We start from the raw sequence: 17,426 nt of genomic DNA on the forward strand, positions 1-17,426 counted from the left end.
TTCGGCTTTTTTGATATGGCTAATACTACACAGGCGATCGAATCCTTAGCAGCCGAAATCGGCGAAAATGTCTACATTGACATTGCCAAGTGGCATTTGTATCTCAATGATGCTCACCTGCATACCGTTGTTGCCCAACAGCTTTATTCCATGCTGGAAGATGGCAATTTAGATGCTGACAAAGTTGGACAAGTTTTGCAAGGAATTCCAGTCAAGTTGGGTGGCGGCAAGCGGGAAGTGCCACTGGCTGATTTAATTCCGATGCAGTGTCAAGTTCAATTGATGGATGTTCTTGAGGAATTTCAACGGAAAATGTAAAGTAAAGGGCGGGTTTTGTACGCAGATTGTGGGCGTTGTGTCTGGTATTTCGCCCTTAACCCGCCCCGACAATTTTATTTGCGAAAACGCCCCCGAATACGATCGACAAACATATCAACTTCCGGCAACTTCATCTGACTGACAAACACGGCAAAAACCCCTAACCCTACAAAACTTGCCACACTCAACTGCACTAATTGAATTACCAAACCTTCAGTACCCAAAACTCTTTGACAGCCTTGCAGAGTAGCCAAGGTAACGAAAGCAGTTAGACAACTGCCAGAAGTTAACCCCAGAAAAGGTAAACCCCACTGCCCCCAAGGCAGACCACCCAGCTTTTTATCTAAAAAGTACAAAAGCATAATCATCGAAAGAAGATTCACTCCCACCGTCGCCAAAACTAATCCGGGCGCGCCAAAGGCTCCTACCAACAAATAATCCAAAAGAGCGTTTAAAAAGATATTGATAATACTGATGCGAAAAGGCGTTTCTCCGTCTCCCAAAGCGTAAAATACCCGTACCACAACGTCGCGTCCTAAGTACACAAACATTCCAATACTGTAAGCCATCAATATCGGCGTGACAAACAGCGAGGCCTCTCGATCAAAAGCATAGCGTTCGTAAACAACGCGGACGATCGGCCCAGCAAGTGTTACCATTAAAGCGCTCAGCGGCAGCATCGTCAGGGCTGTCAAAATTAAAGATTGACGAATTCGATCTTTTAATTCCGGCCAATCTCTCGGATCGGTGAGGCGAGAAAATATGGGTAGAAATGGCACTAAAATTACATTAGAAATGATCCCTAAAGGCGTCATAACTAACAAGCCACTGTAACCCAACGCAGAGGCAGCTTGAGGGATGTAGGATGCGAAAAATAGGTCAGTATAGACATTAATTTGCAGCATTCCTGATGATAAGGTCGCAGGAACCATCACCTTAATTACTTCTTGCACTCCCGGCCGTTTAAAATTAAACCGCAAGCGCAATGTTCCCAAGCCGGCGCGCCACTGCGCCACCAGTTGCACCAGCCACTGCAAAACTGCGCCCGCTAAAGTTCCCCAAGCTAACACTAAGCCGCCAATTAGTGCGTATTCTGGTTGAATAATTTTGTCTCCGAGTTGCAGTGCGAGAATCCCTAAACCGCCGACAAGTGCAACGCTAGAAAATAAAGGACTAATCGAAGGCAACCAGTACATATCGGCAGCGTTGAGAGTGCCGAAACCAATGCCGATTAAGCCTGAAAGTAACGCCATCGGCGCCATAATCCGAAATTGCTGGACGGCAATTGCTTTGATTTGTAAACCTTCTGCTGTCCTATTTAATCCCGGTGCCACCAAATCGATCGCTGGATCTGCAAAAATAATTAAAGCGACTGTTACCAACAGCAATATGCCCCCGACTAAGGTGGTGATAGTCTCGACTAAGGGTGCTGCTTCTTTTTTATCCCGGCGAGCTAAAACACTGACTATGGCGCTGTGAAATGGCCCATTAATCCCTCCCAGCAAAATAAATAAGAAACCAGGGATGACGTAGGCGTAGTTGTAGGCATCGACGGCGACACCGACTCCAAAGGCTGCGGCGATCGCAATTTGGCGCACCAATCCAAAGACTTTGCTAATTAGAGTGGCGACTGCGACAATGCCGGCAATCCCTGCGAGGGAACGAGAGGGCTTCTGTAATTGGGACACAAATGGTTACAAACGCTAGTGCTAAAAGGATTCACTTATTTTAATCGCGAATCGGGAGAATCATATCATGAACTCATAAAACTTCTAGGGGGAATTGCGCTGATACCAATTTTATCGATATTACTGACTTGCGGCAATTTAATAATCGATCGGGACTATGCGTCCTAACTACAAACCGCCCTTTCGTGCTATGATGCGTCAATCTAAAATCTACAATATACAATCTACCCTCTAAAAATGATGAAACAAATGAGTTGAGAAAAGCAGATAAATAACATATAGTTGATAACTTATGATCGATTGTGTTAGCTCCCAGACTTATTTAAGAAGTGCGAACCCAGGTATTCGGTTATAGGTAAAATCTACAATCTACAATCGAGAATCTAAAATCTAAAATCTAAAATCGAATGACTGGCTTAATTTACCAATATCCTCCTCTTTTACCCGGAATTCTCATCAAACGTTACAAGCGATTTTTTGCAGAAATTGAACTAGATTCGGGAGAAATAATCACCGCGCACTGTCCGAATACTGGCCCGATGACTGGTGTTTACATTCCGGGCAATCCAGTGCTAGTATCTCCCAGCGACAATCCCAAACGCAAATTAGCTTATACTTGGGAATTAATTAAAGTTTGCGACACTGTGCCAACTTGGGTGGGAGTTAATACTGGGCTGCCAAATCGAGTAGTTAAATTAGCTTTGGAATTGAAATTGTTTCCAGAGTTGGGCAATTACAGTTTAATTCAACCGGAGGTTGTTTACGGCACTGATAAAAAAAGTAGAGTGGATTTTTGGCTAACGGGTCAGGAAAAACCGATTTTTCTGGAAGTGAAAAATACAACTTGGGTAAAAGAGGAGTTAGCTTTATTTCCCGATACAGTGACGGAGAGGGGACAAAAGCATTTGAGAGAATTGATAGAAGTGGTGCGGCAGGGTTCGAGGGCTGTAATGCTGTATTTTATTAATCGCGGGGATTGTACGGATTTTGCTCCGGGGGATAGTGCCGATCGCCTTTACGGAGAATTGTTCAGACAGGCGATTAGTGAAGGTGTAGAGATTTTGCCCTGTCGCTTTGATGTGACACCGGAAGGCATTCGCTATTTGGGGTTAGCAAAACTGGATCTACTAACCCCTAAATGATTGATTAGTTTAAATTGCCTGCATTTCTCGATCGATCTCGACACTAGCCACGCCCGGTACGCTCTTTAGTCCTTCTAGCTTCGATTGAGAAACTTCTCCAGTAATGATGCCAGTAACAGCTAGCACCTGCTCCACTTTCATTCCCGCCGATTCTAAGGCAGTGACAACCGATTGAATTACCGATATGTTTTGGTCGTCAACAGTCACTATGATGCGCTGTACTTGTTCGTCAGACATATTTAGCATCCTTTGGAGCAAATCCATTGCGGTATTGTAAATTGTCTTCTGTTAAATCCCCGCAGGCTTAAAGTGCTGCGGGGATTTGGATATTCTTCATTACGGAGCTTCTACTAAGCCACTTCCGACACGAGTACATGGTAATGGTAGTGCCATAGCATAGGCAGTCAGCAATTGCCAAAGTTCAGCACCTCGTTTACCAGTCGATTCGGCATACAGGGCCGCGATGCCAGCTACGTGAGGTGTAGCCATGCTAGTGCCATTGTAAGCAGCATAACGCCCTTTATTCATAGGCACTGATGAGTATACTTTCACTCCTGGAGCGGCGATATCGACTTTAGTTCCTTGAATTAGCTCAGAGGTAGCCGAGAAGTCAGCCACTTGGACGCAGTTATCGATCGCTGCAACAGCCATAATCGACGGGCTATTGGCTGGTTGTCCGACGGTTCCTCCGGTTCGTCCGTTATTGCCTGCGGCTGCCACGATCAGACACCCATTTTGCAGTGCTCGGCGGCCGACAGTTTCGTAAGCAGTAGACGGTGTTCGAGTGGTGTTTCCTAAAGACATCGAGATCACTTGACACCCATTGGCGATCGCCCATTCCATCCCAGCCAGAATCCAGGCACCAGCGCCACTACCGGCATTGCTCAACACTTTACCGACATAAATGGTCGATTTGTGAGCGACCCCATATCTGCGACCGTTCTGATCCTTGAACCCGCAGGCTGTCCCGATGCAGTGGGTACCATGACTGTTGCCATCTTGTACGTCCTCCCCTGGTACGAAGGACTGCGATACGATCGATCGGCCTGCGAAGTCGGGATGTTGGAGATCCATCCCCGTATCCAGCACAGCAACTTTCATTCCACTACCAGTCAACAGAGACTTCATCACCTTCGTCGCCTTCAGGCCCCAAGTAAACTCGGTATCATCAGTAAAACATTCTTGTTTCTGGATGTCTGCTACCTCTGTATTAGTGGCTTTGTCGTACAGGTTATCCACCGCATCGCGATAGCCCCGCAGGTAGTCTGCCGACAACCCATCGCCAATCGCGTAGAAGGTGCTCTCCGGCTCGATCGCCAGAATAGCCGAATCCTCTCCCGCTGATGTCATGATGCTGCTTAAACCCCCTTCGTCTAAGGAAACAACGGCAACGCCGAGAGTAGGAAACACCGCTCCCCCTGCTGCTGCAATTTGGCTCAAGTCTAGAGCAGAGTCGGGGAAATCGGCAGCATTTGCCAGCCCTCTGATACCAGTTTGGTCGCTCAGGAGGTCTAATCCTTCTGTCACTGCATCTTCGCGGAAAGTAATAATGTAACGCCCTGTCGTTTCATCGGCTTGGGCAGTTTCTGGGATGGGAAAACTAGGTTGTTCAGACATAAATACCTCTTATTTAGAGTTGGATAATACGGTGAGTGCGATAATAGACTTATTGAATTACAAGGCTGTGACTTGTGAGGAAACAGCCCTGTATTTCATCCATGCTCCTAAAGGTTGAATACGAAATAGTCAACAGAGAGCCGAATCGGGGTTCCCCATTTTATGTTGACCCAAATACTAACAACACCGTTGTTTGGGGCAACGTTATGGAGAGTATACCGAGCATTACCAATAAACTTTCCACCTCCAGAAGCGCCTTCACCAATCGCAACGAAGACGAGAGAGTTGGGTGTGATTATGCCCCAATTAAGATTCAAGATGTGCTGTCCGTTGCGATCGCCCCAGTCATGGCGATAACGGTAGCCATTACCGAAAAATGCTTCTGGCGAAGCTCCTTCTTGAGACATACCAAATTGATCCACCTCTTCAACTTTGGCGTCTTGGTTTTCCTGGACTGCTGGAAACTGCGACATGGAAGTTGAGGCATGAAGTTTAGTCGTAGAAGACCTTGTTTATTTCCTTGTTATTTAACAACCTTAAGGGCAAGTAGTTTCTAGCTATATGCTGAAGCTAGATAACTGCTTTTGATCTAATAATCACCCAAATTTACTTGGAGAACAATACGACGATCCGCGTATAGGATGATGAAGATATTGCAACAACTTACGTAACGGTTACGATTCATGTTTAAATTGAGTTGTCAAGTTAAATTTAGAATAAAAATTTAACTTGACAACGCCACTCAGATTTATGCTGTCAAATTCAGCGTGAAATTGTCGTAACTGTTAATATCAAGCAACCGGAAGCCTACATTAGTTGCTTGGGTGCTGCTTGTCCACTCACACCAGTCAAATGCTTGTGGAGGGACAGGCCTCACGTAAGGCCCTGACCAATTTGCTCCGTTATCAGCCTCGGCATAGTAACAGTAGTAGCGATTCAGACTACGCAAACTCCCTCCATATACCACTTTGCATTCGCCAGGATTGAGCCGCCACCAACCTTTTTTTGCCCAATTCCCACCATCTGGGCAGTTGGGACGATAGTACATAATAGCTACCCAAACACCAGATGTATATTTGTTGCAAATTGTGAGCATATTCCACCTCTTACAATGAGTAATTGCCAATGAATACGGTTCTATTTCCCTGTGTTGGAACGGGTAAATTCCGGTAAAACTTCTTTGTTTTCCACAGAGAACATCGATGATGCACGTAGGGTGTGAAGCAATGTTTGATTTTCGATGCCCGGTTTAGCATCTGATTGTCCTTCGCGAGCTGTCGAATCTTGTTTCAGGGCATCGACATCAACAAAATCGACTGTTGCATCTTCTTGGCTTTTTTGAGGTAAAACTTCTTTGTTTTCCACAGAGAAGATTGATGATGCGCGTAGCGTGTGAAGCACTGTTTCATTTTCGATGCCCGGTTTAGCATCTGATTGACCTTCGCGAGCTGCCCCATCCTGTTTCTGAACACCGACATCGACAAAATCGACCGTTGCGTCTACATTATTGGTTTCCATTTTTACCTCCGTAGTGGATTTTTGTTGGGCACAGTTTACAGACTCCATATAGCGTTTGATCTCATAGTCCTCAAAATAAACTTGGAGAGCAATACGACGATCCGCGTATAGGATTATGAAGATATTGCAACAAATTCCCCGTTGAACAACCCCAACTTTTCCAGAGCAACCATCACAGCAGCCGTCCGGGTTTGTACGCTTAGTTTCCCGTAAAGATGCTCCAGATGTTTTCGCACTGTTCCTTCACTGCAACCGAGCACTTTAGCGATTCCTGCATTGCTTTTATCTTTGGCAATCCAGAATAAAACCTCCGCCTCGCGTTTGGTGAGTCCTAGCGATTCCAGGGTCGAAATAGAGAATGATTGCAGTTCTTCTTCCTCCAACAGCAAGAGATATTGCTCTTTGATGGGATCGGGAATCAGACGGACGCTCAACTGTCTTCCTGCTTGTTGAATATGCAATGGCAAACAGCGAGAGGGAATATTGCGGTTGAATGCGATTCGCGCAATCTGCTCCTGGCACCAATGTTGTAAGGATTCTGGCAATGAGTAGGGAATGCGGTGTAAAAAATACTGGCTCAAAAGTTCTTCTGCCCGTTGAGTCATGAATTGCACTTTGCCTGCAATCTCCACAACTATCGCCCCTACGCGATCCAAAATTTGCTTGACTAATCCCTTAATGAAAGTATCTGGCTCCTTGTCTGTGCGATCGCATAAAACTTCGAGAGTATAATGTTGGTAGCAATTTTCGTAGCTTTTTGCCTCAGCTTTTGCTGCTGGGAATTTATCAATACCTTCAGATGTTAAAATAACTGCGCGCTGACGCTTTGGTGTCTGGGAATTCATGGGAAGTATCTCCATTGGCATACAGGGTGAGAATGACGGAACCAGATACTCATGCGGTGCGGGTATCTAGCTCATTTCACTCTTGTTGAGGTATATAAGTGTAGAAATGCACTCTGAGATTTTTTGACAGTCCCTGATTTAAATTGCTTTTCTTAAGTAATCACTAACAATAACAGTCACTAGCTGTTAGTTACCAGTCGCATAATCGAGTGACTTGCATAATTTTTATTTGTGTGTTAATCGAAGTAGAGGCTATTGTAGAGATTAGTGGCGAAAAAGAAAGTGACAGTCAATCGATTTGAGATTTGAGATTTAAGATTGAAGAAAATGTTGAGTTGATAAATTACCTGTCAATATCAGGCGATGTTTCGCTTACAATACACTTGTAGCATCTAATAAAAAAGAGCGATCGCACTATGGGAATGACTCTGACCGAAAAAATATTAGCCAAAGCATCAGGCCGCACTAAAGTCGAGCCCGGAGAAAATATCTGGGTAGAAACAGACGTATTGATGACCCACGATGTCTGCGGGCCCGGCACCATCGGCGTTTTCAAACGCGAATTCGGTGAGAATGCTAAAGTCTGGAACCCAGACAAAATCGTCCTCATTCCCGACCACTACATTTTCACTAACGACGAACGCGCTAACCGCAACGTCGATATTCTCCGCGATTTTGCCGCCGAACAAGGGATAAAATACTTTTACGACATCACGGATCGATCGGACTTCAAAGCAAATCCCGACTACAAAGGAGTTTGCCACATCGCCTTAGCACAAGAAGGCCACACCAGACCGGGCGAAGTGCTCTTCGGCACAGATTCCCACACCTGCAATGCCGGCGCTTTCGGACAATTTGCCACCGGTATCGGCAATACAGACGCGGCTTTTATCATGGGAACCGGCAAACTGTTAATCAAAGTTCCGGCAACCATGCGCTTTGTGTTCAACGGTGAACTGCCGGATTATTTGTTAGCAAAAGACCTGATTTTGCAGATTATTGGTGATATTAGCGTGGCCGGTGCTAACTACCGGACAATGGAATTTGCGGGCGATACAGTTGAGCGTTTGACGATGGAAGAACGGATGACGCTGTGCAATATGGTGATTGAAGCTGGTGGTAAAAACGGCACGGTTGCGCCCGACAAAACTACGTTTGATTACGTTACTTCGCGGACAGACAAACCTTTCGATTCATTTTACAGCGATGGGGATGCTAAATTTTATAGCGATCGCACCTACGATGTCAGCAAATTAGAACCAGTCGTCGCCAAACCGCACTCTCCCGACAACCGCGACTTAGCCCGCAACTGCCGCGATGTCAAGATTGATCGAGTTTACATCGGTTCCTGCACCGGCGGCAAAACCTCCGACTTCCTGAATGCCGCCCGCATTCTGAAAGGAAATAAAGTCAAAGTTCCGACTTATTTAGTACCAGCAACTCAGAAAGTTTACGAAGATTTGTTTGTCACAAAATACGATGGTCAAACGCTTTCGGAAATCTTCTTAGCTGCCGGTTGCATCGAACCCGCAGCGCCTTCTTGCGCCGCTTGTTTGGGTGGCCCGAAAGATACTTTCGGGCGGATGAATGAACCTGAAATTTGCGTGTCTACAACTAACCGCAATTTCCCCGGCCGCATGGGGAATAAAGAAGCGCAAGTTTATCTAGCTTCGCCTTATACGGCGGCGGCGTCTGCCCTGACTGGGTATGTCACCGATCCGCGCGAATTCCTGTGTTAGATAGTTGCTTGTACCAGTTGTAGGGTGCGTCAGACTTTCACTCTAGAATTAATCGAGGGTTTCGGATATGACGCACCTTATATTATGTTCGATCGATTAGTCTCGATCGGGGCGGGGCGGGTTTATTGTATTGTCGATTCTAGGCGATTATTGTCGCCCAAGCCGCCCCTACCAGACATGGAATTAGATTGTAACCAATCGATTCATCTTAAATTAAATGAACAAGCTAGGTGAGATTTGAAAATAATCGCCGAGTGCCTTAGCTTGTGCTTTGCTAATGGATCGCTTGCCGTTCACAACTTCAGATACTACGCCGCTAGATCCAATGATACCTACCAAGTCTGCTTGGCGGGTGTCGCTGGATTCCATGATATGTTGCAAAATCTCATGAGGTTCGGATTTGTCTATGGGATAGTTTTCTGTCTCGTAAACTTTTATCAAAGTGACTAATAACTTGTATAAAACTTTCTCCTCTGGAGTGAGGTTTTTAGCAAATGTTAGCCTTTCTGCAACTGCCAGGAGGCGATCGTATTCTTCTTCAGTTTCGATCGCCTTGGGAGCAATTTCTGCCAGCAAGTTGCTGTAAGTCGTTCGGTCAAAAGTAAGGGTCATTTTTCCATTTTTCTTTGTCGTATTCAGAGTGGCTTAGAAAATATTTGTAGAAAACAGTTTGGTTCTCATAGTTAATCCCAACAATCAGGCGATAGTCGTTGCCTTTGATATTAAAGACGGTAAAGTTTCCTACGGCTTCGGCATCCCGATAAATTTTGCGAACATCCTCCAAATTCTGCCATTCCGCTTTGTTGACAGTTTCTTTCCAAATCTCAATTTGGTTTTTGACATCCAGGTATTTAGCAGCATCATTACGGAGGTTGCGGAGCGAAATTAGGTGCATTTGTTTTGACTTTTTTGGTGGTTTTGTCTTGCATCTCTTTCCCTTCCCTAACGTGGCTTATTCCATCACTTTATACAGGACTTACTCACAGATTTTATCTATACCAATCCTGGCAGGAGTCGTAAACTTTTTACCCCACCCCAACCCTCCCATTGGTAAGGGGAGGGAGTGAAAAAATCACAAATGATTTAGGATTGCTATATAGAGCGATCGCTGTCCACCAGAACTCTACAGGTGATCTCAAAGTTCGGTTATGCAGGGTAATACCAAATCCGGGTTAGGCATCCCCTTTATTGTCATTGCGAGGGAAGCAAAGCAATCGCAGAGACGCAAGCGATTGCTTTGCTTCCCTCGCAATGACGGAATATTTATAACAGGGGTGGTAAACTCGGATTTGGTATAAGTCCTGTTTGTATACTTATACTCTCATTTTGAGAGTAAAGTGTCAAGGGTCGATCGGGTAAACATTTTTTAAGCCACGTAGGTGAGTTGTGTTTGTGCAGTACGCACTGTGCACCCTACTTGAATTGACAGGAGATTTACTTTGAAAACACTATTTTTAGCTTGGCAAAGCCCGCGCAGCGGTTCTTGGTTTCCGATTGGTCGATTGACATTTAACGGTAAAGAATACCAGTTCAATTATACAAATGGTGTTTTAGAGGCGAAACTTAAGTGCGGGTTTCTGCCTTTGCCATCTTTCCCGGATTTCAATAATGTTTACACTTCACAGAAACTGTTTTCGTTGTTTTCTAATCGAGTGATGGCGCGATCGCGCCCTGACTACCAGGAATTTGTACAGTGGTTGAATATCCCTGAACACGAACATGACCCAATTGCTTTATTGGCGCGCAGCGGAGGCAAACGGGCAACTGATAAATTTGAGGTGTTCCCTTGTCCCGAACGAGATGAAAATGGACGTTACTTTATCCATTTTTTTGCAGATGGACTGCGATACCTTTCAAAGTCGGCAATTGAACGGATTAATCGGCTTCAAGTGGGCGAACTTTTGTATTTAGCCCACGAATTTCAAAATCCGCGCGCTTCCCGTCTGCTTCTGTGTACTAAAGATCACTGGATTGTCGGCTATTGTCAGCGCTATCTGGTGGATGATATTTTTGAAATTATTTCGCAGCATCGAGAATTGGTTCGCGTAGAAGTCGATCATCTCAATCAACCCCCAACGCCGCTAAATTTCCGCTTGCTGTGCAAGATGACTGCCGATTGCCAGCAAGGCTTCCGCCCCTTCCAAGGCCCGATGTACCAGCCGGTTAGCAGTGATGTTTTAGCTGCAAGTGCGATCGGATAATCAGCAACAATAAGTAAAATTACGATCGCAGAATTAGGGAAGAAGTCAAGTTAATTGTTGTGAATTGAATACATAAAATTGCACAATTTAGACGAATAATTAGCTATCTCTTGACTTTTTTTACATAATAGAGTATGTTTGAGCTAATTTATCGATTCCAAATTTCGCATTCTCAGTTAAACCCATACAATTTCTGAAAATTAGAGCTACACATTGCTAATGATTTGGATTAGTATTGTTGCGCTGAGTGAAACAAATTCGAGTTCTATTTTTTATACTTAGAACTCATATTGATGTGAAATTGAACCATCACAAACTTCAGATAATTATGAGTATGAACAAAAAAATAAAGATTGGGGTTGCTGAAGCTTTTGGTACTTTTGTGTTGGTATTAGGTGGATGCGGCAGTGCGGTTTTAGCTGGAGACAAAATCGGCTTTTTGGGAGTATCGATCGCTTTTGGTCTATCCCTCTTAATCATGGTTTATACCATCGGCCCTATCTCTGGATGCCACATTAATCCGGCGGTAAGCATCGGTTTAGTAGTTGCCAAACTGATCGATGCTGTTTTGCTTCCTTATTATATAGGAGGTCAGATTGTAGGGGGAATTTTAGGCGGTCTTGTTTTGTACATGATAGCATCAGGAAAACCCGGTTTTGATGCGGCTGCTTCGGGATTTGCATCTAACGGTTTTGGAGAACATTCTCCCACTGGTTACGGGCTTTTGGCAGCAGCTTTGACGGAAATTGTACTGACTGCTTTTCTGTTATTTACAATCATGGGTACTACCCATCCCAATTATCCCGTAGGTTTGGGCGGAATTCCGATCGGCTTGATGCTGGTGTTGATTCACTTAGTCGGAATTCCCGTAACCAATACTTCGGTTAACCCAGCTAGAAGTATCGGTGTGGCACTTTTTCAAGGCGGATGGGCAATCCAACAGTTATGGGCGTTTATTGTATTCCCAGTGATAGGTGGAATTATCGGCGTTTTGGCTTATAATTTCATTAAACCCACTCTGGAAGAAATTTGAGCGAAAATCAAAAAGAAACCGGGTTTATTGAATTTTTTAGGGTGGGAGAATTCATCCGGCAACTTAAGAAACCCGGTTTGTCGATCGCACAACTTGATAAAATTGCAAGTATTCGGTAAATAGGTGCCATGATTACGATCGTGATGGGAGTTTCAGGTTCTGGGAAAACTACTGTTGGCAAGTTGCTGGCGCAATCTCTCAATTGGGATTTCAGCGATGCCGACGATTTTCACCCATCAGCTAATATCGAGAAAATGAGTCGGGGCATTCCTTTAGAAGATGCGGATCGCCTTCCTTGGCTATTACAATTGCAAGCTACAATAGACAGGTGGCTGTTAGAAAATAAAAATGTGGTTTTGGCTTGTTCTGCTTTAAAAACATCTTACCGCGAAATGCTCTACCGAGACCACAAGCGAATGAAGATAGTTTATCTAAAATGTTCTTTTCAGCTATTAGCCACAAGGTTAAAAACTCGCGAAAATCACTACATGAAAGCAGATTTGCTGTTAAGTCAGTTAGACAGTCTCGAAGAACCTGAAGATGCAATTATCATAGATGCTTCGCAGCCGTTAGAGTTAATCTTGCGCCAAATTAAAAATTATCTGATGTGCGGTTAATTGCCCACAATAAAACCTCTCATACCAAATCTGGCTTAAATACCCCTTGATTTCTTAGTTTTTCTCAGGTAGAAGGAGAGTTTGTATAACAATCCTCGCATCATTTGTGAATTTCTTACTCCCGAGCGGGTTCGGAGAGGGTTGCGCTGGGGTAAAAAATTTACGACTCCTGCAAGGATTGCTATATAGTATGGATTTCAAACAGCCGGATTGAGGTTTTTTAAGGCGGATTTAGTATAAGAGTTATTTTTTCTGATTAACCGAGTTTCTGAACCACATTTAGCCTCCTCTCCGTTTCCAGGCTGATAGGTTTGCGGCCCTAATTTTTGTACAAATACAAGAAAGCTTCTACTTCAGCCCCAGTAGGTTGAGATCTAATTGCCCCGGGTTTCATCGCTGTCATCGCACCTACCGCACTGGCATAAGTTACAATTGTTTGGGCTATTTTTGGATCGGCTAAATTCTTAATTCCCTGCTTGCACAACTGTCGCACAAAACCAGCCAGAAATGCGTCGCCTGCACCTGTTGTATCCTCAACATCTACTGTAAATGCGGGGATTTTTCCTTCATTTTCCGAGATACAATAAGCGCAACCTTTCTCGCCTGCTGTCACCAAAACGCCTTCTACAGAATCGAGACGGTAGGTAATAGCTCCAGCGTCGGTAGTGTCAAACAACCATTCGGCTTCTTCCTCAGATAACTTGACAAAATCAACTTTTTTTAAGATTTTTCTAATGCGCGCTTTTGCTTCGTCTGGATTTGGCCAAAACACGGGACGCCAATTGATGTCAAGTATAATTTTAACGTCGTACTGTTCTGCTAGTTCGATCGCTCGGACGATCGCCTCTCGACTTTCAGGATAAGCTAATTCTAAAGTGCCTAGCACTAAATATTCGGCATTTTCAAACAGCACTTCGGGTAGTTGTGCAGCGAGGAGGCGGGTGTCGGCAAAATCCGCAGTATCAAATTTGCCAAAACCGGCAAAAGATCGATCGCCCGCTTCATTCCGCAAGACATAAACTTGTCGCGTCGGCGCACTTGGATGTCGCTGCAATCCAGCAAGATCAACCCCTACTTCTTGCAATACCTGCACTAGGGAATTCCCCAATTCATCCCCACCTACAGCACCGATAAATCCCGCCGCCGTCCCCAATTTAACCAAAGCACAGGCAACATTAGCAGGAGCACCGCCGGGATATGCCGTCCAAGATTCTACCTCTTCGAGAGAGACTCCTGGTTTGTCTGCTAAACAATCAAATAAAACTTCACCCAGACATAGAACGCGAGGATAAGTCATAGAAATTTGAGATTTGAGATTTGAGATTTTAGACCAGCAGTAGACAGGTCAATAATGATTTTTAACCCATCCCAGGAAAATTGCCAGCTATTTTTTTATGGCTGCTCCTATAATATCAGACTTACTGATATTGGCAGTTACTCCCTAAAGGCTCAAATATAGTGCGGGGGTATCAGTTAGTTGTTTTACGCGCCAACATCTGCAGGTTGGGCCCGGATGTCAGATGGAGGTAGGTAAAGGCAGCATCCGCCACCCGACGCACAAGCAGTGGTGGCTGCCCGTCTTGCCTTGTGCGCGCTGGGTTTGCACTCCTGGCGATTCTGCAAGCGAGTTGGTGCTTCGGGCCCGAAAAAGTAGCACAGCAAATTTAATTTTCTCTTCATACTTGATCCCTCATCCTTTAGAATTGTAGATAGGTAAATATGCAGACATAGGAAAAATTTATGAGTGGGATTGTCTCTGGAACCCCTGTCACCCTGTCGGACAGAGAATTGCAAGTGGTAGAGTTAGTAGCAGCGGGATTGACTAATGAGAAAATCGCCGAAAAGTTAGAGATTAGCAAGCGTACAGTTGACAACCACATTAGCAATATCTTGAACAAGACGCGGGCTGACAATCGAGTTACGCTTGTACGCTGGGCGTTGCAGTGGGGAAAGGTATGTTTGGACAATATTAACTGCTGCCCTTTACCGCGGCCGATCGATAAAGAAGTATCTTAAGTAGGGATTTTGGTTGGGGACAGGCAAAGAAATGATGCAAACGGCACAAGAAAAACAACTCCGCTATCAAATTCAAAGCCCTGGATTACCGCTGGCGGTGTATCGCGAAGTGGCGACCCATTTGCGTCAAGTTGAAGGGGTGCAAACCGGTTTAATTCCGCAGCAGTCGCAGCGGTTTGATTACTACGACAGCCAAGTTGGGGGTTTGTGGATACAGTATCCTGAAGGGTTCGATTTGGCAGGTCGCGAGCGGGTCGATCGCATTTTGGCTTATTATGGCGATCGTTACGGAGCCTGGGAATCATTAGTTATTGGTTAACCCTTCGATGATTCGGCGATTGAAATCACTACTACACAAACGAAGTCCGCCTACGCGGACTAAGAAATAAAGACTGACTAACAAAATGAGTGCAATTAAAACTTTAACGGGAACGCGGGATATTTTGCCCGATGAAATTCGATATTGGCAAAATGTCGAAGAAGTAGCTAGAACAATTTTGAAAAAAGCGGCTTATCGAGAAATTCGGACGCCAATTTTTGAACAGACATCTTTATTTGAACGCGGCATCGGCGAAGCTACCGATGTTGTGGGCAAAGAAATGTACACTTTTAAGGATAAGGGCGATCGATCGATTACTTTGCGTCCAGAAGGCACAGCCGGAGTAGTGCGAGCTTTTATTCAAAATAGTTTAGAAGCTCAAGGTGGATTGCAGCGTCTTTGGTACGCGGGGCCGATGTTTCGCTACGAACGTCCTCAGCAGGGACGGATGCGGCAATTTCACCAAATTGGCGTAGAAGTTTTGGGAACTGCCGATCCTCGTGCGGATGTCGAGGTAATTGCGATCGCCTGCGATATCCTGCAAACTCTCGGTTTAAAAAATTTGCGCCTCGATATTAACTCTGTCGGAAATAAGGAAGACCGACAAAATTATCGGCAAGCTTTGATAGATTATTTTACACCGCACAAATCCGAATTAGACGCCGATTCTCAAGACCGCTTAACTCGCAATCCGCTGCGGATTTTGGACAGCAAAAATCAGCGCACTCAAGAAATTGTAGCTGGTGCGCCGAGCATTTTAGAATATTTGGGCGACGAGTCGCGATCGCACTTCGAGCAAGTGCAGCAAATGCTCACAAATTTAGGAATTAGCTATCAGTTAAATCCCAGATTAGTGCGCGGTTTAGATTACTATACCTACACCGCATTTGAAATTATCTCCGACGATTTGGGAGCGCAAGCAACAGTTTGCGGAGGCGGTAGGTACGACGGTTTAGTCAAGGAATTGGGCGGCCCAGATACGGCGGCAGTCGGTTGGGCAATGGGTATCGAAAGGTTGATTATCCTACTGCAAAAGTTGCAACCTTTGCCCGCGCCCAAGCAGGATTTTTATTTGGTATCCAGGGGCGAAAAAGCCGAACAGCAATCGGTATTGTTAGCTCAAAAATTGCGAAGTGCCGGGTTTAGCGTAGAGATAGATTTGAGCGGTAGTGCTTTCGGAAAACAGTTTAAAAGGGCCGATCGCAGTGGTGCTGTTGCGTGTTTAGTTTTGGGAGATGCGGAAGCTGAAAACGAGACGGTACAATTGAAGTGGTTGGCGAGTGGTGAACAAAGTGCGATCGCCCAATCAGAACTACTAGCAATGACCAGCGAACTACAGCAGAAAATTAAAAACCCTTAAAACTCTCGGTTTTAGCCCAGTCTAGATCCCCCTAAATCCCCCTTAAGAAGGGGGACTTTGAATTCCCATCCTCTCGTTACCAGGCTCTGCCCGGTTACGCATATCCAGAGGCTCTGCCTCCCTCGTCATTAAGCCATTAACATGAATCCCAAAAACCAAAAGATGTAATTTAAACATTAAAACATTTAACCTCTGATCAACTATGTCTGTAGCAACTAAAAACCCAGAAACAAAACTCACAATCACCTGGCCGCTACTACCAGAAGATTTTCAACTACCAGACGACCCCGTGGAAGACGAAAGCCAACCATTATTAGCCGCAGCTTTGCGCCAGCCACTAACAGCATTTCCTGAATTAATGCAGGATGCCTTAATTGTTTCCAACTTTGCCTTGTGTGCCGGGATAAGTTTCCCAGGTTCAACCAGCGACGAACAGCGTATTATCTGCAAAGCGCCAGATTGGATGTACGTGAAACCCGTAAATCCAAAAAATGTCTCTCAAGTACGCCGCAGTTACACACCACATACAGAAGGAACCATCCCCCAAATCGTGATGGAGTTTCTTTCAGAAACCTATGGAGAAGAATACTCCGTTGAGTTTACCTCGCGGGTGGGAAAGTGGTATTTTTACGAGCAAGTAATCAAAGTCCCCAGATACGTCATCTTCCGAGCAAAAACAGCTCATTTAGAAGTTTACGATTTAGAATCAGATCACTACAAGTTGCAAAAACCAGATGAAAATGGACGTTATTGGATACCGGGATTAGACTTATTTTTAGGTATTTGGGAAGGAACCCACGAAGGGAGAACAGGCTGTTGGCTGAGGTGGTGGGATACAGAAGGCGAGTTGTTGCTGTGGTCGGAAGAACGAGCCGATCGCGAACGACTGCGCGCTGAAAAATTGGCCGAAAAACTGCGTCAAGCGGGGATCGAGTTAGATGATGAAGAGTGAAATATCAATTGATGAGTCGAGTTCGATCGGGTTTTGGTATGATGACACTCTTGTGGTGCGG

21 protein-coding genes are annotated in these 17,426 nt (G+C 45.0%); 10 read left to right on the forward strand and 11 right to left on the reverse strand.

Annotation, left to right across the window (positions count from 1 at the left end):
* Positions 1–15 precede the first annotated feature (15 nt).
* The gene (locus QUA34_RS19570; RefSeq protein ID WP_006633891.1) at positions 16–318 is read left to right on the forward strand and encodes a DUF3181 family protein; all 303 of its coding nucleotides are present in this window, start codon (positions 16–18) and stop codon (positions 316–318) included.
* Between the two features lie 74 nt (positions 319–392).
* Here the strand turns inward: QUA34_RS19570 and murJ are convergent, their stop codons facing one another.
* Entirely contained in the window at positions 393–2,006 is a 1,614-nt protein-coding gene (murJ, locus tag QUA34_RS19575; protein ID WP_333388953.1) for a murein biosynthesis integral membrane protein MurJ, read from the reverse strand.
* 407 nt (positions 2,007–2,413) lie between these two features.
* Here murJ and sfsA point away from each other — a divergent pair, with 407 nt between their 5' ends.
* Positions 2,414–3,148, forward strand: a complete 735-nt coding sequence (gene sfsA / locus QUA34_RS19580) for a DNA/RNA nuclease SfsA (protein WP_333388954.1) — start codon at positions 2,414–2,416, stop codon at positions 3,146–3,148.
* A 9-nt stretch (positions 3,149–3,157) separates the two neighbouring features.
* On the opposite strand, the gene QUA34_RS19585 is transcribed toward sfsA, so the two are convergent.
* The 6 genes from QUA34_RS19585 to QUA34_RS19610 all read right to left on the reverse strand — a co-directional run bounded on the left by QUA34_RS19585 (position 3,158) and on the right by QUA34_RS19610 (position 7,128).
* Positions 3,158–3,385, reverse strand: a complete 228-nt coding sequence (locus tag QUA34_RS19585) for a hypothetical protein (protein ID WP_333388955.1) — start codon at positions 3,383–3,385, stop codon at positions 3,158–3,160.
* A 99-nt stretch (positions 3,386–3,484) separates the two neighbouring features.
* Positions 3,485–4,765 (reverse strand): S8 family serine peptidase, encoded by a 1,281-nt coding sequence (locus QUA34_RS19590; protein WP_333388956.1) that lies wholly within the window; start codon positions 4,763–4,765, stop codon positions 3,485–3,487.
* 107 nt (positions 4,766–4,872) lie between these two features.
* Positions 4,873–5,238 (reverse strand): hypothetical protein, encoded by a 366-nt coding sequence (locus QUA34_RS19595; protein WP_333388957.1) that lies wholly within the window; start codon positions 5,236–5,238, stop codon positions 4,873–4,875.
* Between the two features lie 275 nt (positions 5,239–5,513).
* Positions 5,514–5,861, reverse strand: coding sequence for a DUF1036 domain-containing protein (locus tag QUA34_RS19600; RefSeq protein WP_333097360.1), 348 nt, complete (start codon positions 5,859–5,861; stop codon positions 5,514–5,516).
* Positions 5,862–5,902: 41 nt separating this feature from the next.
* Positions 5,903–6,283: a hypothetical protein gene (locus QUA34_RS19605; protein WP_333388958.1), complete on the reverse strand. Its 381-nt coding sequence runs from the start codon at positions 6,281–6,283 to the stop codon at positions 5,903–5,905.
* Between the two features lie 113 nt (positions 6,284–6,396).
* Positions 6,397–7,128: a helix-turn-helix transcriptional regulator gene (locus tag QUA34_RS19610; protein ID WP_333388959.1), complete on the reverse strand. Its 732-nt coding sequence runs from the start codon at positions 7,126–7,128 to the stop codon at positions 6,397–6,399.
* A 416-nt stretch (positions 7,129–7,544) separates the two neighbouring features.
* Here QUA34_RS19610 and QUA34_RS19615 point away from each other — a divergent pair, with 416 nt between their 5' ends.
* The gene (locus QUA34_RS19615) at positions 7,545–8,867 is read left to right on the forward strand and encodes a 3-isopropylmalate dehydratase large subunit (RefSeq protein ID WP_333388960.1); all 1,323 of its coding nucleotides are present in this window, start codon (positions 7,545–7,547) and stop codon (positions 8,865–8,867) included.
* Positions 8,868–9,080: 213 nt separating this feature from the next.
* Here QUA34_RS19615 and QUA34_RS19620 read toward each other — a convergent pair whose 3' ends face one another.
* Both QUA34_RS19620 and QUA34_RS19625 read right to left on the reverse strand, forming a co-directional pair.
* Entirely contained in the window at positions 9,081–9,479 is a 399-nt protein-coding gene (locus tag QUA34_RS19620) for a transcriptional regulator (protein ID WP_333324094.1), read from the reverse strand.
* Positions 9,463–9,762 carry a type II toxin-antitoxin system HigB family toxin gene (locus tag QUA34_RS19625; protein WP_333324097.1) on the reverse strand — a complete coding sequence of 100 codons (300 nt, stop codon included), beginning with the start codon at positions 9,760–9,762 and terminating at the stop codon, positions 9,463–9,465. Before QUA34_RS19625 ends, QUA34_RS19620 begins: the two co-directional genes overlap by 17 nt.
* A 544-nt stretch (positions 9,763–10,306) precedes the next feature.
* On the opposite strand from QUA34_RS19625, the gene QUA34_RS19630 reads away from it, so the two are divergent.
* From QUA34_RS19630 to QUA34_RS19640, 3 genes are all read left to right on the forward strand, one after another.
* A complete protein-coding gene (locus QUA34_RS19630; protein WP_333388961.1) occupies positions 10,307–11,068 on the forward strand; it encodes a DNA-binding protein in 762 nt (253 codons plus the stop codon).
* A 334-nt stretch (positions 11,069–11,402) separates the two neighbouring features.
* Positions 11,403–12,101, forward strand: coding sequence for an aquaporin Z (aqpZ, locus tag QUA34_RS19635; protein ID WP_333388962.1), 699 nt, complete (start codon positions 11,403–11,405; stop codon positions 12,099–12,101).
* Between the two features lie 128 nt (positions 12,102–12,229).
* On the forward strand, positions 12,230–12,718 hold the full coding sequence (locus tag QUA34_RS19640) for a gluconokinase (RefSeq protein WP_333388963.1): 489 nt from the start codon (positions 12,230–12,232) through the stop codon (positions 12,716–12,718).
* A gap of 319 nt (positions 12,719–13,037) precedes the next feature.
* Here QUA34_RS19640 and QUA34_RS19645 read toward each other — a convergent pair whose 3' ends face one another.
* Positions 13,038–14,015, reverse strand: a complete 978-nt coding sequence (locus QUA34_RS19645) for a carbohydrate kinase (protein WP_333388964.1) — start codon at positions 14,013–14,015, stop codon at positions 13,038–13,040.
* Positions 14,016–14,200: 185 nt separating this feature from the next.
* Positions 14,201–14,398, reverse strand: coding sequence for a hypothetical protein (locus QUA34_RS19650; RefSeq protein ID WP_333388965.1), 198 nt, complete (start codon positions 14,396–14,398; stop codon positions 14,201–14,203).
* A gap of 60 nt (positions 14,399–14,458) precedes the next feature.
* On the opposite strand from QUA34_RS19650, the gene QUA34_RS19655 reads away from it, so the two are divergent.
* The 4 genes from QUA34_RS19655 (at position 14,459) to QUA34_RS19670 (ending at position 17,365) form a co-directional block, all read left to right on the forward strand.
* Positions 14,459–14,734, forward strand: coding sequence for a photosynthetic electron transport-dependent transcriptional regulator PedR (locus QUA34_RS19655; protein ID WP_006633901.1), 276 nt, complete (start codon positions 14,459–14,461; stop codon positions 14,732–14,734).
* 34 nt (positions 14,735–14,768) lie between these two features.
* A complete protein-coding gene (locus tag QUA34_RS19660) occupies positions 14,769–15,053 on the forward strand; it encodes a hypothetical protein (RefSeq protein WP_333388977.1) in 285 nt (94 codons plus the stop codon).
* A gap of 85 nt (positions 15,054–15,138) precedes the next feature.
* A complete protein-coding gene (hisS, locus tag QUA34_RS19665) occupies positions 15,139–16,413 on the forward strand; it encodes a histidine--tRNA ligase (protein ID WP_333388966.1) in 1,275 nt (424 codons plus the stop codon).
* Positions 16,414–16,615: 202 nt separating this feature from the next.
* Entirely contained in the window at positions 16,616–17,365 is a 750-nt protein-coding gene (locus QUA34_RS19670; protein ID WP_333388967.1) for a Uma2 family endonuclease, read from the forward strand.
* The last annotated feature ends 61 nt before the right edge of the window (positions 17,366–17,426 follow it).

It is taken from the genome of Microcoleus sp. POL10_C6, from assembly GCF_036701585.1.
Taxonomy (GTDB): Bacteria; Cyanobacteriota; Cyanobacteriia; order Cyanobacteriales; family Microcoleaceae; genus Microcoleus.